This is a genomic window from Asticcacaulis solisilvae (assembly GCF_017875235.1).
Lineage (GTDB): Bacteria > Pseudomonadota > Alphaproteobacteria > Caulobacterales > Caulobacteraceae > Asticcacaulis > Asticcacaulis solisilvae_A.
Window position 1 is genome coordinate 140,439 of the sequence record NZ_JAGGMI010000004.1, and the last position, 25,378, is coordinate 165,816.

Below are 25,378 nucleotides of genomic sequence, written 5' to 3' on the forward strand. Positions count from 1 at the left end.
CCGTTTTAATGTGTCCAGGTATCGTGGCGTTACTCGACTTCGGCCACCACCTTGGCCAGGTTTTCGCGGGCGGCATCGGCGGCGCGCTGACGTTCCCACATCGAATGGTAGATTCCATTGTGCGCCATCAGTTCGTGGTGCTTGCCGCGCTCGGCGACGACGCCGTCCTTCAGCACGATAATTTCGTCGGCGCCGACGACCGTCGACAAGCGGTGGGCAATGACCAGGGTCGTGCGGTTGCGCGAGACGTCATCAAGCGAGGCCTGGATTTCGCGCTCGGTATGGGTGTCGAGCGCCGACGTCGCCTCGTCGAGGATCAGGATCGGCGGCGACTTAAGAAGCGTCCGCGCAATGGCGACGCGCTGCTTTTCACCGCCCGACAGCTTGAGACCGCGCTCGCCAACCTCGGTGTCGTAGCCCTTGGGTAGCGACGCGATAAAGCCGGCGATCTGGGCGCGTTCGGCCGCGTCCTCGATCTCGCCGCGCGAAGCGCCGAACTTGCCGTAGCCGATATTGTAAGCGACCGTATCGTTGAACAGCACCGTATCCTGCGGCACCATGCCGATGGCGTGACGTAAAGATGCCTGGGTGACCGTACGGATATCCTGTCCGTCGATCTCGATCGACCCGCCCTTGACGTCGTAGAAGCGGAACAGCAGGCGCGAAATGGTCGACTTGCCGGCGCCTGAAGGTCCGACGATGGCCACCGTCTTGCCGGCCGGCACGTCAAAGCTGACGCCCTTGAGAATCTCGCGGTCGGGATCGTACGAGAAGCGCACGTCCTTGAAAGATACCGCGGCGGCGGCCACCGACAGCTCCTTCGCGTCCGGCGCGTCGACAACTTCCTTGGGCTCATCCAGCAGGGTGAACATCGCGTCCATGTCAACGAGACCCGTCGAGATTTCGCGGTAGAGCGTGCCGATGAAGTTCAGCGGGATGGCCAGTTGCATCATGAAGGCGTTGACCATGACGAAATGACCGACCGTCTGGCGGCCGTTGGCCACTTCCCAGGCCGACATCAGCATGACGATGGCCATGCCGATCGAAAAGATGACTGCTTGACCGATATTGAGCCAGGCCAGCGAGGTATAGGTCTTGATCGCCGCCTTTTCGTACATGCCGGTGGCGCGGTTGTAACGGTCGGCTTCGAGCTGCTCATTGCCGAAATATTTGACGGTTTCGAAATTGAGCAGCGAATCGACCGCCTTGGACATCGAATCGGAATCGGCCTCGTTCATGTCCTTGCGGATCGAGATGCGCCAGTTCGATGCCACGATCGAGAACCAGACGTAGATGACGACCGTGACGGCGACGACGACGACGTACCAGATGTTGAACTGCATCCACAGGATGACGGCGGTCAGGACGAATTCGACGGCCGTCGGAATGCCGACCATCATCGACAGGCGGATGATGGTTTCGATACCCGCCTTGCCGCGTTCGATGACGCGCGACAGGCCGCCGGTGCGGCGTTGCAGATGAAAGCGCAGCGACAGGTTATGCAGGTGGACGAAAGCGCGGTTTGCCAGGCCGCGCACGGCATGCTGTCCAACCGCGGCGAACAGGGCGTCGCGAATATTGTTGAGGATCTGCGACATCATCCGCGCCACGCCATAGGCGATGACCAGGACGATCGGACCCGCCGCCAAAAGCCCCCAGAACTGAACCGCATCGCCACTCGTCAGGGCATTGGTCGCCCACTTGTAGGTATAGGGTATGGCGACCGTCAGCAGCTTGCCGAACAGCATGAACAACAGCGCCCACACCACCTGCAGCCTCAGGTCGGCGCGATCCCTCGGCCAGAGATAGGGATTGAGAAAGGCCAGGGTTTCCTGGAATTTCGGCTTGGGCTTGGGAAACGGAGCGGTCTGGGTGGCTTGAGACGCAGGCGCAGGACTCATCGTGAAGCTTTCAAAGTGCGGCTCCCGCACTTATCGCGGCAAACCCATGATTGGGCCCTATATAGGCCGCACTTTTGCCCGCGCCAATCGCACTTGTGTTTTATTTCTATGCGGGATCGCAGCCATTTATGTCGCAGGCGCCGCCGCCGTCGCCCACCACGACCGGCGCCTCGGCGATCGCTGCCTGCAAGGCCTTGACGAAATTCGCCTTTCCCTGGGCACCCGACACCGCGAACTTGCGGTCGATAACGACAAAGGGCACCCCCCGTACGCCGAAAGTCTGCGCCGTCCGCTGGTCAGCGGCCACGCGCGCCGCCAGTTCGGCCGAATCAAGCGCCTTTGACGCCTCGTCACGATCCAGGCCCGCTTCCGCCGCAAGGTCAAGCAGCGAGGCGCGGTCGAAGACATTGCGCGTCTCGGTGAAATAGGCGCGGTAAAGCCGATTGAGGACCTGCGGCTGCACGCCCTTGTCGCCAGCCAGGATCAGCAGCTTGTGCGCATCGAGCGTGTCGCCGGTCAGCGTGCCGGCGATATGGAACTCAAGCCCCTCGTTTGCCGCCGTCGCTTCGACATTGCGCATGGTCGCCTCGGCCTGCTGCGGCGTCTGGCCGTACTTTTTGGCGAACATCTCTTCTACAGGCGCTACCGCATCGCCTGGCATCAGGCGGAAGGCGCGGTGTTCGACCTGGGCCGTGACGCCGGTCTCGTTTAGCGCGGCCTCCAGCTGCGTCTTGCCGATATAGCAGAAGGGGCAGATAACGTCCGACCAGATTTCGATTTGCATAATGGCCTCCGTGAACGATAAATCTGTATGTAGTACGGTTACGGTTCGGGTCAAGCCCGGCGGCGACAGGCTTTTGGCTTCTGTTCGTTGAATGCACATAAATCAGAGGGAAAACCTTAATGCCGATCCGTCACGCCGCCGTCGCCGTCCTGGCGCTTGCCTTCGTTATCCCTGCCTACGCCGAACCGCTCAAGCCCATCCGCGTCATCATGATCGGCGATTCGACCATGACCAATAAATCCGGATATGGCGAAGGCTTCTGCGCCCAGTTCAAGCCTGAGGTCACATGCGTCAACCTGGCGCGCGGCGGCCGCAGTTCCAAGAGCTATCGCGTCGAAGGCCTGTGGGACAAGGCCGTCGGGCAGATGCGCGACAGTGCCGGCTTTAGCAGGACCTATGTCTGGATCGGTTTCGGGCATAATGACGGCTCGTCCAGGCCGGAGCGCCACACCGATATCAAGGCCGAGTTTCCGCTGAACATGCGCAGGTTCGGCGACGACATTACCGCCGCCCGCGGCGTGCCCGTTTACGTCACGCCCCTGAGCCAGCGCTGGTTCAGGGACGGCAGGCTTCGCGCCGACCTCTTGCCATGGTCGACCGCCATCAAGGTGGTGGCGCGCGACCGCGGCCATCAGGTTGTCGACGTCTATGCCGCCAGTCAGAAGGCCGTCCAGGAAATGGGCCTGCCGGCCGCTAACCGCATGGCCGGCGAGCCGATTCCGCAAAACATCCTCGATACGGAAAACAGCGGCACCTCGGTGCCCGCCGTCTTCAGCGATGCCTCCCAAGGCACCAGGTCCGATAAGCAGGCATTCGACTACACCCACCTCGGGCCGGCGGGATCGGCCTATTTCGGCAAGCTGGCCGTCGACACCTGGGCGGCGCAGGATCCCGGAATAAGGCCCTATCTGAAATAGGCATGCTGCCAGTATCCGGCTTGCCGCGCGTTATACCGTAACAATTCATGGCTGCGCGATTAAAATTCCCATCGCCCTCTTGCCAAGAGTTACGGTATAACATATTTGCAGTAGCCACAGGAAAGCGCACAGATGACTCCTTTGAAAAGCAAGTGGCTGGATATCGCGTCCGTAGGGCTCTCGGCCCTTTGCGTCGCCCACTGCCTGCTGCTGCCATTTGTCATCGCCGCCCTGCCGATGTTCGGAGCCCTTGCCCAGAACGACTGGGTTCATAAGGCGCTGGTTCTCACGGCTATTCCGATGAGCGCCCTCGCCGTGCGGCAATCCAACGCCTGGCTGAAGACCGACGTCACCCTGCCCATGGCGTCCGGCCTGTTCCTGCTGGCTTCGGCGGCCTTTGTTCCGGCGCTGCACGACTACGAGACGTTTTTGAGCGTCCTGGGCGCCCTGCTGGTCGCGGCGGCTCACGCCATCAACTACAGCGCTCCGCGCTTCGATCACCGTCACACGGCTGATTGCGCTACCGACGCGTAAGTGCGGCAACAAGTCGCTTGACGGTTTGCGACCAGGCTTTATTGGGTAGCTTCGTTACCTTTGAAATAGTCGCTTGGCCCGTATGATCCGTCACATCGTTATGTTCAGTTGCAAGGATCGCGCGGATCTCAGTGCCATCCACAGCGGCTTGTCCGTCCTGACCCAGATCCCGCACGCCAAGCTTCTGGAAGTGTCGCTGAACGAAAAGATCGACCAACTCGCCAACGATATCGACGTCGTCGTCTATGGCGAGTTCGAGACGCTGGACGATTTCCGCGCCTACAAGGCTCATCCTCTCTACGAGGAATCGATCCGCCGCGTCCGCCATCTGCGCGATGTCCGCGTCGCCGCCGACTACACGATCGGCAATGCCGTGCGCGAGCCCATCGAGGCCTGATTGCATAACTGCTGACTTGGGTTAAGCTTCCTCAAAATAACAACTGGGGAGGATGACATGCGGCTCGTATTCGCGCTCTGCGCATTGATGACGGCACAACCGGCCTGGGCGCAATCGGTCGTTCCCCTGTGGGAAAAGGGGCAGCCCGGCTTCGAAGCCCGCCGCGACATCCCCGAACAGCACGCCCAGTGGTGGTGGCGCAGCATCAACAATCCATCGCTGACTGTCTACGCCCCCGCGCCGGACAAGAATACCGGCGCGGCCGTCATCATCCTGCCGGGCGGCGGCCATCGCGAACTGGTCTTCGGCGAAGAAGGCGTAAAGCCCGCCCAGCACCTGCAAGGCCTGGGCGTCACAGCGTTTGCATTGAAATACGTCCTGGCGCGCGAGGAAGGCTCACCCTACGCCATAGCCGACGCGAAAGCCGATGCTGTCCGCGCCATCCGCTATGTCCGCGCCCACGCCGCCGAATATGGCATCGATCCCAACCGCGTCGGCGTCATGGGCTTTTCGGCCGGCGGCGAACTGGTTTCCATGCTCGCCTTCGATCCGCCGCCGGCTAAGGCATCAGCCGTTGATCCGATTGACCGCCAACCCGCCCGCCCCGACTTCCTGATCGAGATCTATCCGGGCCCCGGCGGCATTCCTTCAAATCTCAAGGCCGCACCACCGCCGGTCTTCATGCTGACCGCCTATGATGACCATATGGCGGTCGAAAGCACCGGCCGCATCCAGGCCCTGTACCAGGCGTGGCCGGACGTCGCCTATGAACGTCATATCGTCTCCGGCGACGGCCACGGCTTCAATATGGGCGACCGATCCAAGCGCCAGGCCGTGCGCAACTGGCCGGCCCGCCTGGCGGACTGGCTGACTGATCAGGGTTACCTGACGAAGGTAAAACCATGAGACATCTCCTGTTCCTGGCAGCTATGGCCATTGCTCTGTCTGGATGCGGCAAAAAGCCGGAAGCCGTAGCGGAAACCGAAACTCCTGCGATCTCCGAAGCGATCTTCCCGCAGGCCACGGAAGTGCGCATGTATGTCAACAAGATATCCATAAATGTGGATGACGCTGGTAAGCTCAGTGAGGGGAGCTATCCGGCGAACGGCATCGCGCTCTCGCCTGCCGAGATCGATACCCTCCGCAAGTCCGTCAGTTTTACGGCCCCGCCGGATCTGGTTGCCGCGTGTTGCATTCCGCGCCACGCCTTCCTGTTCTACGACACATCACACAAATTGCTTGGCAGCCTCACCGTCTGCTTTGAATGCAGTTGCGCAGGCCTGAACGGAGGCCCTCAGCCACCTGCGGGCAAAGACTGGATAGACTGGGACTATGCCGCCGTTGCGAAAATCGTTCAGGCCCATGGTCAGCCTTTGGAATTTGCGGGACCGTAACGCCCCTTTTACCAAACCACCGGATAGGCCATAGTCACCCGTTCCAGATTCCACCGGGGGAAACATGGCCGAACCAAAATTCTATTCACTTGACGAGATCCCAGTACAACAGAGCGGGCCGCGCAAGCCCTTGTTCGGCGATGACGATACCCTGCTGAAGGCGGGCCTTGCGCTCGTCGTCCTAATGACCATCTGGCGTTTCTATATCGGCCTGATCAGCCACGTCATCTGGGAAGAAGGCCATTTCGTCGTCTCGGGCGAGTATTTCGAGTTCGGCTATCCCGACATTCCGGCCGGCTTTCCATGGCTGGCCAGGATCATTACCTCGATCTTCGGCTGGCAGGTCTGGCCGCTGCGGATTGTCGCCCTGGCCATAGCCACAGCCATCCCGTTTGCCGTCTATTTCCTGGCAAAGCCGCTGACGACACGGCGCAACGCCATCTGGGCGGCCATCATCTCCCTGCTCCTGCCGCCGTCGGCGCTGAACGGCACCATCTTCTACCCCGAAGGCGCCTTGCAGCTTCTGCTGGTCCTGATGCTGGGCTGCCTGGTGCGCGCCTTTGATGAGGACGCCACGACCGAGACTTCACTCTATAAGCGTCACAAGTGGTGGATCTGGGCGGGCGTCTGCGCCGGACTGGGGCAACTGGTCCACTTCCGTTTCCTGATTCCGGGACTGGCGGTCGTTGCCTATATGGCGCTCGACAAACGTGGCCGTACCTTCTGGACGCAGCCGGGGCCCTACATCACCGCCGCGCTGGCGGTCGTGGGCCTGGTGCCCGCCCTGATCTACAACGCCACCCATGACTGGCCAGCCATCCAGTTCCACGTCGTCAACCGGCCGCGCTTCGATCCCGATATCGGCCGCATCATCAGCTTCCTGATGACCCAGTTCGGCATCACCACGCCGCTCTTCTTCATCGCGCTGTTCGCCGCCGGCAAGGTGTCGCTGGTCCGCGACCGCGGCACGCCCGGCGCCATGCTGGGTTACCAGACGGCGATCATCTTTGTCTTCTATGTCTTCCAGACCCTGGTGAACAAGAAGGTCATGCCGCATTGGCCGTTCATGGCCTACCTGCCGCTGCTGCCCTACGTCCCCGGCGTGCTGATCGCCTTCGCCGACGGCGCTGCCAGCAATCTGAACCGCAACATCCGCGCAGTGCTTATCGCGACCGGCCCCTTATTGGCGCTCGTCATCGGCGTCGTCGCCAGCATCTATCAGTGGCAGTACCGTCATTCAGTGGAAATTCCCTACGCTGAACGCCAGCACAATATCCTCAAGAACGAGAACTGGAGCCTGCTGGAGCCCGATCTGGCGGCTGCGACCGCCCGGGCCAAGGCGCGTTTCGGGCCGGACGTGGCGATTGCGACCTCGGGTCACATCAGCGCCGTCCACCTGGAATTTCCAGCGGATGGCCACAAGGGCCGCCGCGTCTATACCCTGGGCGATCCTTATGACATCGTCGCGCGCTTCGTCGTGGCCCGGCACGACTGGAAGCTGGATCTCGCATCGCTGCAGCGCGACCGGGCAGGCAAGGGCGTCGTCATCGCCATGAACGAGCCCGACTACCTGCTGCACGTCCAGGAAGACATCGACGTCTATCGCCGCCTGTGCGCGACGTTCGACGACATCGAACCATTCAAGCAAAGCGCCCTGCCGCCAGGCCGCACCCTGATCAGCTTCTATACGGCGCGCGTGCGGCCACAGCCACTCGCGCAGGCGGCGTCAGGTCCCTGCCCCCTGATCCCGCAGCTCTATATCGCCAGCCCCGGCCGCGCCCGCTTCATGAAGACCGGCGACGACCGCAACCACTACGGCATGGCCGCCGACCCCGCAGGCCTTACCAAGGTCGAGATCGTGCTGGACGGCAAGACGATCATCCCGACGCGTTACGGTTTGAACACCAAGGAATCGCCGACGCCAGACGTGCTGAAATACGATCCGAACTGGCCGAACCTCCAGTTCGATTACAAGTTCCCGCAAGGCACATTGGTTCCCGGTGAGCACACGATCGCCATTCGCGCCACCCGTGCCGATGGCACTCAGGTGAACGGCCCGCCCAGAACAATCTACGTTATTGAGAAGAAGTAACAAAGAAGGCCTGCCCCGAAAGGGACAGGCCTTTTAAGTGTAAAGACGTGGGGCCACAGGCCCCACACCCGATAGATTAGAACTGGGTCGACAGGCTGAGCGAAACGCTCTGGCCCAGCTTGTAGTTGTTGATCGTAACGTGACCATTGCGATCCTGATACTCGTTGTAGTCGGTGTCGAGCAGGTTGCGCACTTCAAGACCGAAGGTCAGCTCACGGCCAAGCGCCGTCAGGCCCTTGCGGTAGGTGAAGTCGAGCAGGGCGCCCGGCTCCTGGATGTAGTCGGGATAGCCCGGCTTGCCGCGCGCCGACGAACGCTCCGACACGTAGGTCAGAAGCAGGGTCGCCTGCGACTTGGCTTCGCTGTCGTTCCAACCGAACTGCAGGTTGGCGACATGCTCGGACTGACCCTGGAGGCGGGTGCCATCGATGATGTAGTTCTTGGCCGGCGTCGGCGTACCCGCATTTGCCGCCGTGTAGACGACATCGCCGTCCTCGACCTTAACCTGAGACGTCGTGTAGGTGTAGTTGGCGGAAAGCAACCAGCGCTTGCTTGCGAACCAGGCGCCTTCCATCGGGCTCTCGAACTGACCCTTATAGTCGAATTCGATACCGGACAGGACGGCCTTCGGCGCGTTCAGGTAGGTCTGTTGGCCTTCGCCCGAACCGGTGTCCAGGATGACGGCTTCAACCGGGTTCTTCAGGTCCTTGTGGAAGGCGCCGACAGTGAAGTATTCGCCAGCGTCATAGTACCATTCCCAGCGGGCATCGAGGTTGGTGATTTCGGTGTCGCGCAGATAGGGGTTACCCGAGAACAGGCGGTCCTGTTCCGGATCGAGATAGACCTGCGGCGCCAGTTCGCGGAACTGCGGACGGCCAATCGTCTTGGAAGCACCAAAGCGGGCCTGCATGTTCTCGTAGAAGTTCCACGTCACTGTCGCCGAAGGCAGGGTGTAGTCGTTCTCGATCGGCGCGATCGCCGCAGGCACCGGATCCGCCGTGAACAGGTTGACGACCTTGATCGTCTGTTCACCTTGTTCGAAACGCAGGCCACCCGCCAGACGGACCAGCGGCACGATTTCGACATCGCCCTTGATATAAGCCGCCTTGACGTCCAGCGTACCTTCGTAAGCAGCCGCGCCGTCGCCGCCCGTCACTTCAGTCAGCACGAAGCGGTCCGGGCTGATGTTGAAGTCCGACAGCAGGAAGTCAACGCGCGTGTAGGCGGCGCCATTCGGCAGCGGATTGGCCGGGATATAGCTGAACTGACGCGTTTCGGACGTACGTTCATTGTTCAGTACATCGAAACCGCCGACGATCTTGCCATCACGGCCTTCGCTCAGTTCGAAGTCATAGGTCAGGCTGGCGCCGCCGCTGGTGACCGTATCGTCCAATTCACTGAAGTCGGTGCGGTTCCGGACGCGCTGGCCGTCATGATAATACTCGCCGGCGCCGTCCTTGGCGTAGGTAATGGACTTTTCGTACGGCACATCACGCGTCGTATTGGCATAGCTGGCGCGCCAGTTGATCGTCCATTCCGGAGCAACCTTGTGGTCACCGGTCAGTTGCGACGTGAACAGCTGGCGCTCGTACCAGCCGGTCTGGTCACGGCGGCGCTCTTCGCCGTTGGCAGCGTCGTAACCTTCGCGGACCTGGGTGCGCTTGGTCGTGTTGCGGATATACAGGTTGGTCCACTGCACGTCGTGGTGATCGGTGCGGTAGCCCAGGCCGAACAGGCCGTTCAGCGAGACATTGTTTTCCGATGTTTCGTAGGTGTAGTCGTCATAGACCAGCAGTTCGTCGCTGGCGGCGCCACCGACAACCGCTGTCTGCTGGATACCGTTGCGGACACGCCAGCTGTTCGAGAAGTCAAGCAGGCCGATAACACCAAGCTGACCGGTGCCGACGTCGAAACGCTTGCCGCCAACCAGGTTGAAGCTGAAGTTCGCCGGCAGGTCCTCGGTTTCCTGAACGAGATTGAGCGGTGCGTTGACCAGGCTGTGGCCCATCAGCATCAGCTGGATCGGCGTGAAGTTCGCGGGAGAGATGCGCTTGCCGGTCGCAAACGCCGTCTTCAGCTCATCCGGAACGTCACGCGTGCCGTCGTCGAAGCCGAGGCTGTCCGTGTCCGAACCGTAGTGCGTAAACGCGTGGCCGAAGGTGGTTTCGGAATTGCCGCTGACGCTGGCGCTCAGCGACAGGAAGGGCTCGGCCGGAACCGTGATGGTTTTCAGATCGACGACACCGCCGCCGAATTCACCCCAGTATTCCGCCGAGTGGGTCTTCTGGACCGAGACGCGGCTGAGGATGCTGGCCGGGAAGAGGTCGAGCGGAACGACGCGCTGCAGCGGTTCCGGCGAGGGCAGCGGCGAGCCGTTGAGCAGGGCCGACGAGTAGCGTTCGCCCAGGCCGCGGACGTAGACGAAACGGCCTTCGACGAGGCTGAGGCCGGTGACGCGTGTCAGCGCCAGGGCCGCGCTGTCGTCACCCGTGCGCTTCAGGTCTTCGTTGGTCAGGATGGCCGTCACTTCGGCCGTGCGCCGCATGGTGTTCGGAACGTTGCGGCCGCGGACGATGACGTCACCCTGCTGGGTGACCGATTCGGCTGCGGGCGTTGCGTCCGCTTCGGACGGCGTGGTGGTCGCGGCTTCCGCAGGCGGCGCCGCGTCCTGCGCGAAGGCGGCAGGAGCGATCAGCGCAGTCGTCGCCAGCAGCAGCGCGCCGAAAGACTTGGATTTGATTTTCATGGTTCAGACCTCGGCAAAAGGGAAAACGGGCGCCGGTCGTTTCCGGCGCCCGTGCTGGCTTAGCGGCAGGAGACGCCGTTGAGGCTGCACGACCAGCCCGACCACCAGGTGTCAGCCGAGTCCTTGACCGCGCCGATGTAGTTGACGTTGGTGAAGTTGGCATTGACCGTGGTCGCGTTGGTCGCGACAACACCGGCTTCGTTGGTGCCGTTGACGAAGTCCGCCAGGCTGGTGGTGCCCGCCGAAGTGTTGTTCGAACCGGCGGTGAACAGGGTCTGAGCCCAGGTGTTGCCGCTCACGGTCGCGAACGGGGTGGTAAAACCGGACATGAACACCGACTGGAAGCCCGGGGCCGCCGTGTTGGTCGCGGCGTCGGCGACGCGAATGCCCGTGGTCGTCGTGGAGCTGGTGTTGTGGATGACCGAGTTGATCAGGGTCAGGTCGGTGCCGGTATTCAGTTCCAGGCCGTTCGAGGCGACGCTCGAGCGACGGATCAGGGTCGCGTTCGAGATCACCGGATGCGAGCAGAAGGCAGAGTTACCAGCGCAGGACATTTCGAACAGACGGTCACCACCGGTTTCACGCTGCTTTACGATCAGGAACTGGATCGTACCGCGGTAGCCGTTGTCGGTATCCAGGCTGTCGTCGTCGTTGCCTGTCAGGATGATGCGCTTCAGATTGACCGTGCCACCGAACATTTCCATGCCGTCGTCCGACGAGTTGTGGACCTGGACGTATTCGACCGTGGTGCCCGAACCGACGCCAGCGAAGGTGATGCCGTTCAGTTCCTTGGCCGGCAGGACTTCGAAGCCCGAGTGCTGGACGCGGACATACTTCAGGATGCCCGAATTGTCGTTCGCCGTATTGCCGCCGTAGAAGGCGTTGGTGCCTTCGACCTGACCTTCCGAGCAGGCGACGTTCGGCGGCGTGACGCCAGCCGGGCAGACATTGGTCGGCGCGCGGCCGGCGATGACCAGACCGCCCCATTGGCCGATCGAGTTGTCGTTGGTGGTGCCTTCGATATCGGCTTTCGAGGTAAAGATGATCGGGTCGGTGGCGCTGCCGGTCGCGAAGATTTGCGAACCGCGGCTGACGATCAGGTAGTCGAGACCGGCCGAGCCGAACAGTTTGACGCCCGGGGCGATGTTCAGGACGCCCTTGGCGCCGGCCAGCGGGGCCGACGGGTTGGCACCGAGATCGTCACCAACCTGGACGCGGCCGTTGATCGAATAGACAACGCCCGGAACCTTGTCGAGCGACAGCGTGCCGGTGATCAGATTCGGCAGCTGGCAGTTACGCAGGCCGGCAACCAGACCGCCGTTCAGCGTGCCGGTCGGGCAGGTATCGGGAGCGCTCGAAGACGAAGACGAAGAGGACGAAGAGGAACCGCCCGGACCGCCGATGATGACGCCTTCACCCGGCGAGGCAACATTGTCCGCGCCACCGCACGAGGCCAGAACAGCCGCCATGGCAGCCACAGCGCCGACTCCCATCAGGGCCACGCGCAGTTTCTTCGATTTGATCATGTCCATATCTCCAACAATTCCGTGCAGGCGTCGAAGAGCGAATGGAACGCCCCCTCTCTCATTACGGCCTGACACTGTTGGAAGAGCCTATTAGGCACGGCGTGTGACAAAACAGCCAAACTTGTGTGACGGTTTTGTGTAATGCAATCGCTCACTGGAGACGTGTGTCTATTCAGTCACGCAAAAACAAAGGGCAGCATAAAAATACTCGCCCCACAGGTGAGGCGAGCACAAAGTATAACAAAAAATATATCTGTAACGCGGAAGATTAACCGAAACGACCGCCGATATATTCACCGGTTTTCGCCACCTTCGGCTTCACGAAAACTTCTTCCGTTGGTCCGAATTCAATCATCTTGCCCAGGAACATGAAGCCGGTATAGTCCGACAGACGCGCGGCTTGCTGCAGGTTATGCGTCACGATGACAATCGTATAGTCGCGCTTGAGCTCTTCGAGCGTGTCTTCCAGCTTGGCAGTGGATACCGGATCGAGCGCTGAAGCCGGTTCGTCGAGCAGCAGGACTTCGGGGTTGACGGCGATGCCGCGCGCCACGCACAGGCGCTGCTGCTGGCCGCCCGACAGGCCCAGGCCCGATTTGTTCAGCTTGTCCTTGACTTCGTCCCACAGGGCGGCGCGGCGCAGCGAGGTCTCGACCAGTTCGTCCATCTCGGCCTTGGACTTTGACTGATGCAGGCGCACGCCATAGGCGACGTTATCGTAGATCGACATCGGGAACGGCGTCGGCTTCTGGAAGACCATGCCGACGCGGGCGCGCAACGACGTCACGTCGACCTTGGGACCCAGGATGTTTTCGCCGTCGAGCAGGATTTCGCCTTCGGCGCGCTGGCCGGGATAGAGGTCATAGATGCGGTTGATCGTGCGCAACAGGGTCGACTTGCCGCAACCGGACGGACCGATCAGCGCCGTGATGGCGTTGCGCTTGACCGGCAGATCGACGCCGAACAGCGCCTGGTGCGTGCCGTAATAGAAGTCGAGCTTCCTGCACTCCAGCACCAGGCTGTCGGCTGGCGGCGGCACAATGACGCTCTTGAAGTCGGCGGAGGTGGTGTCGGTGCTCATAACGGCCCTTCGGTCCGGATAAATGAATTACTTGGTTTGTTCGCGCGCCATCCAGCGCCCGATAATGTTGACGGCCAGGACCGCGGCAGCGACCAGAAGCGCCCCGGCCCAGGCCAGCTTGTTCCAGCTTTCGTAAGGGCTGAGCGCGAAGTTGTACATGACCACCGGCACGCTGCCCATGAAGTGACCCATGTTAAAGTCGAGGTAATTGTTGTTCAGCGACGTGAACAGCAGTGGCGCCGTTTCCCCCGAGATCCGCGAGAAGCCGAGCAGGCCGCCAGTCAGCAGGCCGGCACCGGCTGCCTTCCAGATGATGCGGCGGATGGTGATGAACTGGGAACCGCCGAGCGCCATCCCGGCTTCACGCAGGGCGTTCGGCTGGAGGTTCAGGATGTCCTCGGTCGTGCGGGTCACAATCGGCGTCGCCAGAATGGCCAGCGCCACGGCGCCCGCCCAGCCGGAGTAGGTGCCGAGTGACAGCGGCCCCGGGAAGACCAGTATCTGGTAGACGAACAGGCCGACCAGGATCGACGGCGCCGACAGCAGCACGTCGTTGAGGAAGCGAACCGCATGGCCGTAAGGCGTATCGCCGCCGATTTCAGCAAGCCAGGTGCCGGCCAGGATGCCAACGCCGAGCGCGATAAGCATCCCGACGCCGCACATCATGATCGAGCCGACAATGGCGTTACGCAGGCCACCGGCCGAATCCGGTCCCGGCGTGTCCTGGGTAAAAACGGCCAGGTTAAGGCCGCCGATGCCTTGCTTCAGCAGCGAATAAAGAATCAGGCCCAGGGCGAACAGGGCGATCAGGGTGGCCATGCCACAGACAACGACAAAGACTTGCGAGGCGATCTGGCGGCGGGCGGCGCGGGCGGACATGGTGCTGCTCCTCAGTAACGCTGCGACGACAGAAGCCAGCGCGCAATCGCCAGCACAGAGAAGGTAATCAGGAACAGCACCAGGCCCAGCGACATCAGCGCGGCCGTGTGCATGCCCGTCGCCTCGTTGAACTCGTTGGCGATGGTCGAGGCCAGGGTCGAGGACGAGTCGAACAGCGACTTGGGGAACAGGTGGGTGTTGCCGATGATGAAGGTGACGGCCATGGTTTCACCCAGCGCGCGGCCGAGGCCCAGCATGATGACGCCGACCATGCCCTTTTGCACGTAGGGGATAATGACCGAGGTGACGACTTCAAACGGCGTGGCGCCGACACCGAAGGCGGCTTCGCGAACCTGGGGCGGAATGGAGCGGAACAGTTCGCGGAAAACCGCTGCCATGTAGGGCAGGATCATGATGGCCAGGATGACCGACGCCGTGAACAGGTTGGCGCCATTCGGGATGCCATAGAACATCTTGGCCCAGAAACCTTCCGGGTTGCTGTCGAACGTCGTCATCAGGGGAACCTGAACGTGCTTGGCGAACCACGGCGCGAACACGAACAGGCCCCACATGCCGTAAACGATCGACGGGATGCCGGCCAGCAGTTCGACGGCGATGGCGATCGGCTGGGCCAGGGCACGCGGCGCGAATTGGGTAATGAAGACGGCGATGCCGATGGCGATCGGCAGGGCCATGGCGAGCGCTAGAAAGGCCGAGACGATGGTGCCGACAATGGGGCCGGCCGCGCCATAGACGTCCGTCACCGGGTTCCAGTCAACCGAGGTGAAGAATCCAAAGCCGAACTTGGACAGGGCCGGCCAGCCACCAACCACCAGCGACATCACAATGCCGCCCAAGGTCACGAGAAGCAGGGTTGCAGCCGAGAAGGCGACATAGCGGAAGATCGGATCGAAAGGATCGGTCTTGTGAGTCGGCGCAGGAGTCATACAGGTCTCGGGCAGCTCTCGGATACGGAACACAGCCTCTAGCATGAGGCATGAATTGTGACAGGCGTTTTACACGATTCGGGCGAGGCTTACCGCCCCGCCCATCTGTGTTATTCAAATCACGGTTTTGGGTATCATTACTGCGCGGCGGGCGCCGTATAGACCGGCTTGCCGCCCGAAGTGATGGTTTCCGCCCACTGCTGGCGAACCATCGCTTTCACCGAGGCCGGCAGCGGCACGTAGTAGAGTTCCGAGGCATTGGCGTCACCCGAGGCAAAGCCGTAGTCGAAGAACTTCAGAACGGCCGAAGCCTTTTCAGCATTGGGCTGATCCTTATAGACCAGGATGAAGGTCGCGCCGGTAATCGGCCACGCGTTGGCGCCCGGCTGGTCGAGGACCAGCAGGTAGTTGCCCGGCGCGTTCTTCCAGTCGGCGCCTTCGGTGGCGGCGGCAAACGAAGCGGCTTCGGGCTTCGGCCAGCCACCGTCCTTAGCCTGGACCAGGACCGAAGCGACATTGGCCGTCTTCATGGCATAGGCGTATTCGACGTAGCCAATCGCACCAACCGTCTGGCGAACGAGGGCAGCCACGCCGTCATTCTTGGCGCCACCAACGCCGGCCGGCCATTGCAGCGAATCGCTGGCGCCAACCTTGGACGACCATTCGGGGCTCTTCATCGCCAGGTAGGAGGCGAACAGGAAGGTGGTGCCCGAACCGTCCGAACGGTGGACGACGGTGATCGGCAGGCCAGGCAGCTTGACGCCCGGGTTCAGGGCGGTGATCGCCGGATCGTTCCACTTCTTGATCTTGCCGAGATAGATATCGGCTAGCACGGCGCCGGACAGCTTCAGCTGGCCCGAGGCTACCTCCGGCAGGTTGACGATCGGCACGACGCCACCGATGACGGTCGGGAACTGATAGAGGCCTGCTTCGTCCAGCTTGTCCTTGGTGAGCGGCTTATCGGTCGCGCCAAAATCAACGGTCTTGGCCTGGATCTGCTTGACGCCGCCGCCGGAGCCGATGGCCTGATAGTTCAGGGCGTTGCCGGTCGCCGCCTTGTAGGTTTCGGCCCACTTGGCGTAAAGCGGCGCCGGGAAGGTCGCGCCCGCACCGGAAATGGCCGCCGCGTCGGCGGCAGGCGCCGCTGCCTTGTTCTTGTCAGCCGGCGAACAGGCCGCCAGTGCCGTCATCAGAACCGCTGCCAGAGCCACAGAAAGCAACTTCTTCATGTCCATCTCCTAGGGAGGCCGGGCTGACCGGCCGCATGTGAGCGAGCCTCTATCCGCTTTTTATGACACTATTGTTACAGTCGCTTCCGCCCGCCGCTACCCGTACCCACGAAACGGTAGCGCCAAACCTGTCCTTCCCTGTGCGTCTGTCATGAAATTGTCAAGGACGCGTCTTTGATAAGGTTTGCGCACCACATGCAAATAATATTGTCTGCCTGCGTAACCCGACAGATGCTTTCGGCGTATATTAAAGTCAGAGCACGGAGTCCTCGCATGAATCGCCGGAAGGTCCTGATATCGCTGGGCGCGCTGAGCATGGCCGGCGTCGCGCGCGCCGAAACCATCAAGCCACTCAACCTGAGTGACGCGGAGTGGAAGAAGCGCCTTCCGCCTGCTGCCTACCAGGTCCTGCGCAAGGAAGCGACGGAGCGCCCCTACTCGTCGCCGCTGAACACCGAAAAGCGCAAGGGCACCTTCGTATGTCTCGGCTGCGATCTGCCCCTGTTCAGTTCCGATGCCAAGTTCGACAGCGGCACCGGCTGGCCCAGCTTTTTCCGCGCCCTGCCTGGCAATCTCAAGACAAAGACCGATTACAAGCTGGTCTATCCGCGCACCGAATATCACTGCGCCCGCTGCGGCGGCCATCACGGACACCTGTTCAACGACGGGCCGAAGCCGACCGGCCTTCGTTACTGCAACAATGGCGTCGCGCTCAAATTCATTCCGGCATAAGGGGTTGGATATGCTGAAACGCACTTTTCTCGTCGCCGTCGCCGTCGCCGCGCTGGGCCTGGCGGCCCTGGCGCCGGCCGCCCAGGCGGATACGGCCATCTTCGCCGGCGGCTGCTTCTGGAGCACGCAAAAGGCCTTCGACCAGGTGCCGGGCGTGACATCGACACGCGCCGGCTTCTATGGCGGCACGGTCAAGAACCCGGACTATATGCAGGTCGTGCGCGGCGGCACCGGTCATCTGGAGGCCGTCGAGGTCAAGTACGATCCCAAGAAGGTCAGCTATTCGACCCTGCTCGATGCTTACTGGAAACACACGGATCCGACTGATCCGAATGGCGTCATCTGTGACAAGGGTCCGGGCTACCGGACGGCGATCTTTACCTTCACCGACGCCCAGTACGACACGGCGACTGCGTCGAAGGCCGGTATCCAGGCTTATCTGAAAAAGACGGTCGTGACCAAGATCGTCAAGGCGTCAACCGTCGCCCTGCCCTTCTATGCGGCCGAGGACTATCACCAGCATTACTGGCGCACGCACAAATTCGAGTATGACCGCTATCACCTCGGCTGCGGCCGGGCGAAGGCCTTGAAGAGGTTATGGGGCTAGGCTCAGCCCCAGCTTTCGACCGTGCCCGAGCGGCGCGCGGCAACAGGTTCCTTGGCAGAGACAATTTCCGCGCGCGGCTTGCCGAACAGGTAGCCCTGGCCGTATTCGATACCCAGCGCCTTGCACAGCTTGGCGGTTTCCTCGTCCTCGATCATTTCGGCGACGACGCTGCACTTCAGCTCCTTGCACAGCACGGACACTGAGCGGATCAGGGCGCGCTGGCGCGGGTTTTCCTTGGCTTCGCGCAGGAATGGCCCGTCGATCTTGACGAAGTCGACGTCGAAGCGGCGCAGGTAGGCGTAAGCGGCAGCACCGGCGCCAAAATCGTCGAGACAGACGCCGAAGCCCGATTGCCGAAGCCACTTCAGGAACTTGCCCGCGGCTTCCAGGTCCTCGATGGCGCTCGATTCGGTCAGTTCGAACATCAGGAGCTTGGTCGTCATCCGGTAGGGCGCCAGCAACTGACGCAGGTTGTTGCGGAAGGCCTCGTCCTGGACCGACTGGCCCGACAGGTTGATGGCGATGCTGACGGTCTTGTGCAGGTTGATGGTCTCGATCGCCTTCTTGGCGACGGCCAGGTCGAAATCCTGCACCAGGCCCAGCTGTTCGGACATGCGGATGGTGTCGAACGGCTTGCGGCCGTCCTTGAAGCGCATCAGGGCCTCGTAGTGGTGCACCTTGCGCGTTTCCAGGCTGACCACCGGCTGGTAGAAGAGCGTGAAATTGTTGTCGTCGATCAGGTTGCGGATCGAATCGAAGTGCTGGACCGTCTCGTCCATCGCCTCCTTCAGGCTCTCTTCCAGCGAGGCCTTTGGCGGCTTGTTGTCGGGGTGGCAGAAGTTGGTCAGGGCGTAGCTGAGCGCGCGCGCGATCGAGTCCTGGTCGAGATTCCCTGTGTTGAGTTCGAAACTCATGACGTTCGTGCGAATGTCGTCATCCAGGCCGGCCGCCGACATGACACCGCACAGGTCGCGCGTCAGCGATTCAGGGGTCGCGCTGTCGCCCTTGACCGGCGCCATATAACTGAATTCTTCGTCGGACAGGCGGGCCGCGCCATTGCCGGCCAGCGACTGGGCGCGCAGCACCGAGCCGATTTCACCCAGCAGTTCGTCCGACTTGTCCTTGGGCAGGCTGTTGACCACGCCCGACAGGCCCTTCAGGCGGATCAGCTTCATTTCCTTTGGTGCATGGCCGTCAGGATGGTCGAGCGCCCGGCTGGTCATCTGCTCGAAGTCCTCGCGCCCCAGAAGGCCTGAGGCATCGCGCGGCTCATTCGTCACGACGACGGCGTCAGACAGGACGGTCAGGCTGACATAGATGGCGTTGTCGGTGTTGGGCAGGTAGCAGGCGCCGAGATTGACCAGGATCGAGCGGTCGTCGGGCTGGTCGAGGCGAATGCTGCACGGCTCGATGCGGCCGACCTTGCGGGCGCGGTCGAGCAGGCGCCGGGCGAAGGACCGGTCGGACGCCGCGAAGATGTTGCAGATATTCTTGCCCTTCAACTCCCGAGGTGGCTCAAGAGGGACTGGGTCGCACCAATCGTGCGATGGATCCTGAAGTCGGCGCCGGCTTCGATAAGCAGATCGGCAGCGGCAAGCGAGAAAGCGATGTAGCTGTCGCGCTGACTTTTATAATCGTCGGCCAATATATGTTCCCCCGTTCTGGGTACGCCGGCCGTATTTTGACGGTCCGTGAGAACGAGGATACGCGCGAAGCCTTAAGAAATTGGATGCACCCGGATGAAATCCGACAGATGCAAAAACGCGTCCGGTGCACTCCGGACGCGTTTCAAATCAATATGTTGCGGCAGGATTTAGCCGATGTCCAGCTTCATGTCCTGCAGCAGGGCACGCAGATATTCGCGGTTGATGCGGTCTTCGTCGACTGTCGCCGGACGCTGGACAGGCGCCTGGCTACGCGGCGCATCGCGCATCGGGTCGTTGCCCGGGACGCGGTTTACGGTGCGGGCCATGGGGGCCGCAACGATGTCAGCCGTGCGCGCCTTGGCCGGGGCATCAACCCACTTGACCGGCAGTTCGAACCAGAAGTTGGAGCCTTCGCCGATGCGCGAGACGACACCGATATGGCCGCCCAGCAGGTCGACAATGGCTTTCGCAATCGACAGGCCGAGACCGCCGCCCGAAACGCGGTTGCCGTTGATGTCCTCGGCATTGCCGCTGAACAGGCTGAGCGCCTGCTCGTCCGCCATACCGATGCCGGTGTCGCGCACCGAGATGCGCAGCCACTGGGCATTATCGACCATGACCTGCGATGCGGTGACATTGATCAGGCCGCCCTTGGTGAACTTGCAGGCGTTCGACAGCAGGTTCTGCAGGATCTGACGGACGCGCATCGAGTCCATCTGGGCCCAGGAATTGTCGAAATCGACGAAGTGGGCGTTCAGGCGGGTCTGGTTGATCTGGGCCTGGGCGCCGAACTGGTTGACCACATCGCGGACCAGCGCAACGATGTTGGTCGCTTCTTCCGAGGTGTGGGCGTGGCTGGTTTCGCGGACCGTCGGCGTATCCAGCGTCGAGACTTCGAGCGTATCCTTGACGACCGACTGCAGCGCTTTGGCCGACTTCATCAGGTTCTGCGTATAGGACGCGATATCCGGGTTTTCGTGGCGCTGTTCGTTAATCAGGCGCGCATAGCCGAGGATGTTGGTCAGCGGCGTCTTGAGCTCGTTGGTGATCTGTTCGAGGAAGGCGTTCTTGGCGTCGTTGATGTCTTCGGCGGCCAGGCGGGCGCGGATCAGTTCCTCGGCGTCATTGGCGCCTTCGGTGATGTCGCGGACACAGGCGCACAGGCGCAGCGGCTTGCCGTCGTCGCCGTATTCGACGCCGCCCTTGGTGCGGACGGTGCGGGTGACCTTGTCCTTGCGGCGCAGGATCTCGACCGTGAAATCGAAGTCTTCGCCATAGTTCACAGCGCGCTGGAAGCGGTCGATGATGACGGCGCGGTCCTGCTCTTCATAGATGTCGAGCTGGGTGGCGACGCGCGGCTTGTAGGACTTGGGCGTCAGGCCGTAAACGGCGTAAAGGCCGCGCGACCAGGTGATTTCGCGCGTCTTCAGGTCGATCGACCAGTAGCCGATGCCGGTCATTTCCTGAGCCAGGTCGAAGCGCGTTTGCTGCGACTTGATCTCGGTGGCCAGGGTGTTGCGCTCAAGCGTCTTTTGCGCGAGCGCGATCGTCGTGGCCGAGTTGTTGGCGAACTGGCGGAACAGGTTCAGCTTGTTGCCGGTGAAGTCGTGGCGCGGCGTGCGCTCGCACATGGCCAGGACACCCAGGACGACGCCATCGCTGACCAGTGGAATGTCGGCATAGAAACGGATCTTCGGGCCGCTCAGGACGGCGCTTTCCAGGAAGTAGCGCGCGTCGGCCGTGGCGTCCGACAGGATAAGGCTTTCGCCCGGGATCAGCTTGCGCTGGCAGAAGCTCAGGTCTTCCAGCATAGCTTCGGAAGCGAAACCGATCGTGCCCTTCACGACCAGCTGGCTGCCTTCATAAAGCTTGATCATCGCCATCGGCGCTTCGAACAGGCCGACGGCCAGCTCGCAGATCGATTTCACGATACGGCCGAATTCGAGATCGCGGCCCGAACCCTGCGGAGCGGCGTTCGCGGCGGTGTAAGACATATCTTCTGCGAGTTGCGACATGGGTAAACCTTTATGGATGATCCATAGTTAACCAAAAAGGTTTACCCATTTGTAAATGAAAACCGGCCGTTCTTAACCAATCTTACTGTTATCGACCGGACGGAATCTGGGGCGGCTATTGACCATCAAGCCAGGTGGCGAGACCATCCAGGGTCTGCAGCCCGTATTCGACCGCGCCAAAGCCGATAACCTTCTGACGCCGTTCGGCGGTCGGGTGAAGCTGGCGCATGGTCAGGACCGTCTTGCCGTCGGACTGTTCGTCGAAGGTCACCGTGACGCGGAAACGATCGGGATCTTCAGGATCGGGTGTGCCGTAGTCCATGACAATCCGCTCGTCCGGTACGATTTCCAGAAAGCGCATGAGGTTCGGAAAGCGCTGTTCCCTGCCTTCGAACATGCCCACCATGTCGAACCGCCACACCCCGCCTTCGCGGATGTCGGCCTCGTGGCTTTCGATGCTGAGGCCGGCCGGGCCATACCATTCAGCCAGGGCCTTCGGATCCATCCAGGCGGCAAAGACCTTGCTGCGCGGATGGTTCAGCAGCTTGACCAGTACGATTTCACGGTCCAGCGACCAGTCATAAAGCTTACCCTTGGCCATCGCTCTCTTTCGCCTTGTCGAGATAGTCTTCCAGCCGGTCCAGCCGGTCGACCCAGCTTCGGCGCTCCGTCTGCATCCAGTCCGCCGCTTCGTCGAAGCGCGGCTTCATTAGCCGGCACCAGCGGCTGCGCCCGCGCTTTTCGCTGGCGATCAGGCCGCAGTCTTCCAGAACTTTCAGATGCTGGGCAAACGACGGCAGCGCCATATCGAAAGGCTCGGCCAGGACGCTGACCGGCACTTCGCCCTCGGCCAGCCGCGAGATCACCGCACGGCGCGTAGGGTCGCTCAGCGCATGAAAAGCAAGATCAAGAGGGGTCGAATGGTAAGGCATGCGCATTCCTAAATGCGTTCGCGATGCCGGTCAAGAACAATAAGGCACTTGCCTTAGTTTTGAATTTTGATATGAAGGCACTTACCTAAGTGTCGGGCCGGGGATTTCGGTCGGACCACAACCCCTTTCAAGGAGGCCTCCATGGCAGTTCGCGTCGATCTCATGATTTCACTGGACGGTTTTGCAACAACGACCGACCAGACACCGGAAAAGCCATTCGGCGAGGACTGGGGCCGCCTGACCCAAGCCTATGCCGCCACAAGGACCTTCCAGGAGCGCGTATTCAAGGACACCAGCGGCAAGGGCACGACCGGCGTAGATGAGGCCTATGCGCAGGCCTACTTTGAGAATATCGGCGCGGAGATCATGGGCGCCGGCATGTTCGGCCTGCATAACTTCCCGAATGATCCGGACTGGAAGGGCTGGTGGGGCGACGAGCCGCCCTTCGGCTGCCCGGTCTTCGTCCTGACACACAAGCCACGTCCGTCACTCGAAATGGCTGGCGGCACCACCTTCCATTTCATCAGTACGACGCCGGCGGACGCCCTACAGCAGGCGACAAAGGCGGCAGGCGGCAAGGATGTCCGGATCGGCGGCGGCCCGACCGTCATTCGCGAATATCTCAAGGTCGGACTGGTCGATCAGTTGCACGTGGCGATCACCCCGATCCTGCTCGGCCGGGGCATCAACCTGTGGGAGGACCTGCGCGGCCTCGAGGCCGGCTATGCGGTCAAGTCGGAGACGGCCGAAAGCGGCGTCATCCACCTGACCTTCAAGCGTTAGGCATCTTTATCCTCCGCGCCATAGTAGGTCATGAAGACGTCGATGGCGCGGTCAATATGCTTGTTCAGGTCTGCGGCATCTATGCCGTCACAGATGCCCAGCAGCCGCTTGAAGTGAATATCGCCGAACAAGAGGCTTTTTAATATCTTGGTGGCTTCCGGAACATCGGGGGCGTCGATCTGGCCGCGATCGCGTGCGGTCGCCAGCAACGCCTGAAGACTGGCGCGGCCATTGGCCTCCATGGCCTCGTTGAACAGGCGCGCCAGCGACGGATTGCGACGGCTTTCCTCGATCAGCAGCTGGATGGTGCGCGTGCCCCAGTCGGACATCACGACATTGATCAGCTGCAGCGACATTTCCTTTAGCGCCTTGCGCAGGTCGTCCGCGCCGATATGGGCCTGGAAGACGCGGCCCATGGCTTCGCAGCGTTCACGAATCATAGCGCCGAACAGCTCCTCCTTGGAGCTGAAATAGGCATAAAGCGTCGCCTTGGAACCGCCGAGGCGCGCCGAAATGGTCGCCATCGACGCACCGGCATAGCCGAACTCATAAAACACATCGCGAGCCACCTGCAGGATACGCGCCCGGCGCTCATCGCGAAAATTACTGGTTTGGGTGTCCATAAAGAATCTGTACCATACTGTACGTTTTTTGTTGACTGTGGTCGACATATAGCGCATACGGACCGAACTGTACAGTACGGTTCACTAAATGGTGTTCCAAAATCTGACAGGCACGAAATTCAGGTATGTCTCGTAGGACCTCCCCAGATGACGCCCTCCCCTTTAGCGCATCGCTTTGAAAAAATAAGTGCTCTGGCGATCATAGTCGCCACGCTCGGCCTCGCCTCCTGCGCCGCCGTGCCCACCCCGGCCACCGAAACCCCGATCGAGGCCTCAAGCCTTGCCAGCGCCGAAACCCTGAAAGGCGAAACCGGGGCTTGGCCGCAGACGGAATGGTGGAAGGGTTTCAACGATCCCCAGTTGAATGCCCTGATGGACGAAGCCTTGGCCAATTCGCCGGACATGAAGACGGCGCGCGCCCGGATTCAAAAAGCGACCGCCGTATTCGACCAGGTCAAGGCCGTGCGCTCGCCGACGCTTACGCTCAACGGCTCGATCGACGCCGCCAAGTCATCGGTCAATATGGGCTTCCCGGATGAGTTCAAAGCCTTCCTGCCCGACGGCTACTGGTACGCCGATCGCGTGACGCTCGACGCCAATTACGACCTCGACCTGTGGGGCAAGCACAAGGCGGCGTCGAAAGGCGCGCTCAGCCAGGCCCAAGCCGCGACGCTCGACGCCGAGATGGCCCGCCAGAACCTGGCCGCCGCCATTACGCGCGCCTATGTCGAACTGGACCGCCTCTATCAGGAGCGCGACGACCTGACCGAAATCGGCCTCGGCGCCGACAAGCGCGTCGAGCTGGTCCAGGCGCGCCTCGACCACAACCTCGACACCACCGACAATCTGCTGGACGCCCAGGACGACCAGGCCCAGGTCGCCCAGCGCCTGTCGGGCATCAATGGCGCCATCCGCGTCCAGGGCAACCTGATCGCGGCGCTGACCGGCGCCGGTCCCGACCGCGCCCTGACGCTCACCCGTCCGCAGCTGGCCCCGGCCTCGGCCGACACGCTGCCGTCGGATGTCCGCCTCAACCTGCTGGGCCGCCGCCCCGACATCCAGGCCGCCCGCCTGAGGGTCGAAGCCGCCGGCCAGCAGATAAAGTACTACAAGGCCGACTTCTATCCCAACGTGAAGCTGAACGCCTATTTCGGTTTGCAGGCGCTGGGCAAGGACGGTCTTGGCCTCGACGCCCTGACCGCCAAGGGATCGGACATCGGCGGCATCGGCCCCGCCATCAGCGTACCGCTTTTCAAGGGCGGGCAGCTGCGCGCGCAATACCGCTCGGCCGAAGCCGATTACAACGACGCCGTCGCCACCTATGACAAGGTCCTGATCCAGGCCCTGCACGACGTCGCCAATGCTGCCGCCGGCACGCAGTCGACCGCCGACCAGCTGCGCCAGGCCCATGCCCGCGTCGCTTCAGCGCAGGGCACCTATGACAACTCAAAGGCGCGGCAGGCCCGCGGGCTTGACACGACCATCGACGTGTTGCGCGCCCACTCTCTGCTGCTGTCGGCCGAGCTTGAGGAAAACAACCTCAAGGCTCAGGCCTACAACGACCGCATCCGTTTCATCGCCGCGCTGGGCGGCGGTTTCCAATCGAATTAATT

General features: G+C 61.8%; 24 protein-coding genes. 10 read left to right on the forward strand and 14 right to left on the reverse strand.

Annotated elements, in window-relative coordinates; translation table 11 throughout:
• Positions 1–29: 29 nt before the first annotated feature.
• Positions 30–1,901, reverse strand: a complete 1,872-nt coding sequence (locus tag J2X24_RS09005) for an ABCB family ABC transporter ATP-binding protein/permease (protein WP_209719845.1) — start codon at positions 1,899–1,901, stop codon at positions 30–32.
• A gap of 106 nt (positions 1,902–2,007) precedes the next feature.
• A complete protein-coding gene (locus tag J2X24_RS09010; protein WP_209719848.1) occupies positions 2,008–2,685 on the reverse strand; it encodes a DsbA family oxidoreductase in 678 nt (225 codons plus the stop codon).
• Between the two features lie 119 nt (positions 2,686–2,804).
• Here J2X24_RS09010 and J2X24_RS09015 point away from each other — a divergent pair, with 119 nt between their 5' ends.
• From J2X24_RS09015 to J2X24_RS09040, 6 genes are all read left to right on the forward strand, one after another.
• Complete coding sequence (locus J2X24_RS09015) at positions 2,805–3,602, forward strand: GDSL-type esterase/lipase family protein (RefSeq protein WP_209719851.1); 798 nt, start codon at positions 2,805–2,807, stop codon at positions 3,600–3,602.
• A gap of 132 nt (positions 3,603–3,734) precedes the next feature.
• A complete protein-coding gene (locus J2X24_RS09020; RefSeq protein ID WP_209719854.1) occupies positions 3,735–4,136 on the forward strand; it encodes a MerC domain-containing protein in 402 nt (133 codons plus the stop codon).
• An 82-nt stretch (positions 4,137–4,218) separates the two neighbouring features.
• Positions 4,219–4,533: a Dabb family protein gene (locus J2X24_RS09025; RefSeq protein WP_209720322.1), complete on the forward strand. Its 315-nt coding sequence runs from the start codon at positions 4,219–4,221 to the stop codon at positions 4,531–4,533.
• Between the two features lie 57 nt (positions 4,534–4,590).
• Complete coding sequence (locus J2X24_RS09030; protein ID WP_209719857.1) at positions 4,591–5,439, forward strand: alpha/beta hydrolase; 849 nt, start codon at positions 4,591–4,593, stop codon at positions 5,437–5,439.
• The gene (locus J2X24_RS09035; protein ID WP_209719860.1) at positions 5,436–5,927 is read left to right on the forward strand and encodes a hypothetical protein; all 492 of its coding nucleotides are present in this window, start codon (positions 5,436–5,438) and stop codon (positions 5,925–5,927) included. The genes J2X24_RS09030 and J2X24_RS09035 overlap by 4 nt, the downstream gene beginning before the upstream one ends.
• Positions 5,928–5,991: 64 nt before the next feature.
• Positions 5,992–8,019, forward strand: coding sequence for an ArnT family glycosyltransferase (locus J2X24_RS09040; RefSeq protein WP_209719862.1), 2,028 nt, complete (start codon positions 5,992–5,994; stop codon positions 8,017–8,019).
• Positions 8,020–8,095: 76 nt separating this feature from the next.
• On the opposite strand, the gene J2X24_RS09045 is transcribed toward J2X24_RS09040, so the two are convergent.
• The 6 genes from J2X24_RS09045 to pstS all read right to left on the reverse strand — a co-directional run bounded on the left by J2X24_RS09045 (position 8,096) and on the right by pstS (position 16,427).
• Positions 8,096–10,765: a TonB-dependent receptor domain-containing protein gene (locus J2X24_RS09045; RefSeq protein WP_209719866.1), complete on the reverse strand. Its 2,670-nt coding sequence runs from the start codon at positions 10,763–10,765 to the stop codon at positions 8,096–8,098.
• A 59-nt stretch (positions 10,766–10,824) separates the two neighbouring features.
• A complete protein-coding gene (locus tag J2X24_RS09050) occupies positions 10,825–12,291 on the reverse strand; it encodes a hypothetical protein (RefSeq protein WP_245344576.1) in 1,467 nt (488 codons plus the stop codon).
• 268 nt (positions 12,292–12,559) lie between these two features.
• A complete protein-coding gene (gene pstB, locus J2X24_RS09055) occupies positions 12,560–13,372 on the reverse strand; it encodes a phosphate ABC transporter ATP-binding protein PstB (protein ID WP_209719870.1) in 813 nt (270 codons plus the stop codon).
• A gap of 27 nt (positions 13,373–13,399) precedes the next feature.
• Positions 13,400–14,251 (reverse strand): phosphate ABC transporter permease PstA, encoded by an 852-nt coding sequence (pstA, locus tag J2X24_RS09060; protein WP_209719872.1) that lies wholly within the window; start codon positions 14,249–14,251, stop codon positions 13,400–13,402.
• 11 nt (positions 14,252–14,262) lie between these two features.
• On the reverse strand, positions 14,263–15,198 hold the full coding sequence (gene pstC, locus J2X24_RS09065; protein WP_209719875.1) for a phosphate ABC transporter permease subunit PstC: 936 nt from the start codon (positions 15,196–15,198) through the stop codon (positions 14,263–14,265).
• A gap of 137 nt (positions 15,199–15,335) precedes the next feature.
• The gene (gene pstS, locus J2X24_RS09070) at positions 15,336–16,427 is read right to left on the reverse strand and encodes a phosphate ABC transporter substrate-binding protein PstS (protein WP_209719878.1); all 1,092 of its coding nucleotides are present in this window, start codon (positions 16,425–16,427) and stop codon (positions 15,336–15,338) included.
• Between the two features lie 273 nt (positions 16,428–16,700).
• On the opposite strand from pstS, the gene msrB reads away from it, so the two are divergent.
• Complete coding sequence (gene msrB, locus J2X24_RS09075) at positions 16,701–17,159, forward strand: peptide-methionine (R)-S-oxide reductase MsrB (RefSeq protein ID WP_209719882.1); 459 nt, start codon at positions 16,701–16,703, stop codon at positions 17,157–17,159.
• A gap of 10 nt (positions 17,160–17,169) precedes the next feature.
• Positions 17,170–17,766 (forward strand): peptide-methionine (S)-S-oxide reductase MsrA, encoded by a 597-nt coding sequence (msrA, locus tag J2X24_RS09080; protein ID WP_209719885.1) that lies wholly within the window; start codon positions 17,170–17,172, stop codon positions 17,764–17,766.
• A 2-nt stretch (positions 17,767–17,768) separates the two neighbouring features.
• Here the strand turns inward: msrA and J2X24_RS09085 are convergent, their stop codons facing one another.
• From J2X24_RS09085 to J2X24_RS09100, 5 genes are all read right to left on the reverse strand, one after another.
• Positions 17,769–19,268, reverse strand: a complete 1,500-nt coding sequence (locus J2X24_RS09085; RefSeq protein ID WP_245344577.1) for an EAL domain-containing protein — start codon at positions 19,266–19,268, stop codon at positions 17,769–17,771.
• The gene (locus tag J2X24_RS22525; RefSeq protein ID WP_245344578.1) at positions 19,265–19,411 is read right to left on the reverse strand and encodes a hypothetical protein; all 147 of its coding nucleotides are present in this window, start codon (positions 19,409–19,411) and stop codon (positions 19,265–19,267) included. Before J2X24_RS22525 ends, J2X24_RS09085 begins: the two co-directional genes overlap by 4 nt.
• A 168-nt stretch (positions 19,412–19,579) precedes the next feature.
• On the reverse strand, positions 19,580–21,406 hold the full coding sequence (locus tag J2X24_RS09090; RefSeq protein ID WP_209719889.1) for a GAF domain-containing sensor histidine kinase: 1,827 nt from the start codon (positions 21,404–21,406) through the stop codon (positions 19,580–19,582).
• A 136-nt stretch (positions 21,407–21,542) separates the two neighbouring features.
• Positions 21,543–22,028 (reverse strand): SRPBCC family protein, encoded by a 486-nt coding sequence (locus J2X24_RS09095; protein WP_209719891.1) that lies wholly within the window; start codon positions 22,026–22,028, stop codon positions 21,543–21,545.
• Positions 22,015–22,359, reverse strand: a complete 345-nt coding sequence (locus tag J2X24_RS09100) for an ArsR/SmtB family transcription factor (RefSeq protein WP_209719894.1) — start codon at positions 22,357–22,359, stop codon at positions 22,015–22,017. Before J2X24_RS09100 ends, J2X24_RS09095 begins: the two co-directional genes overlap by 14 nt.
• Positions 22,360–22,500: 141 nt before the next feature.
• Between J2X24_RS09100 and J2X24_RS09105 the strand changes: the two genes are divergently transcribed.
• A complete protein-coding gene (locus tag J2X24_RS09105; protein WP_209719897.1) occupies positions 22,501–23,142 on the forward strand; it encodes a dihydrofolate reductase family protein in 642 nt (213 codons plus the stop codon).
• On the opposite strand, the gene J2X24_RS09110 is transcribed toward J2X24_RS09105, so the two are convergent.
• On the reverse strand, positions 23,139–23,765 hold the full coding sequence (locus J2X24_RS09110) for a TetR/AcrR family transcriptional regulator (RefSeq protein ID WP_209719901.1): 627 nt from the start codon (positions 23,763–23,765) through the stop codon (positions 23,139–23,141). The two genes, J2X24_RS09105 and J2X24_RS09110, sit on opposite strands and share 4 nt — an antisense overlap.
• Positions 23,766–23,912: 147 nt before the next feature.
• On the opposite strand from J2X24_RS09110, the gene J2X24_RS09115 reads away from it, so the two are divergent.
• Complete coding sequence (locus J2X24_RS09115) at positions 23,913–25,376, forward strand: efflux transporter outer membrane subunit (RefSeq protein WP_209719904.1); 1,464 nt, start codon at positions 23,913–23,915, stop codon at positions 25,374–25,376.
• Positions 25,377–25,378: the final 2 nt, after the last annotated feature.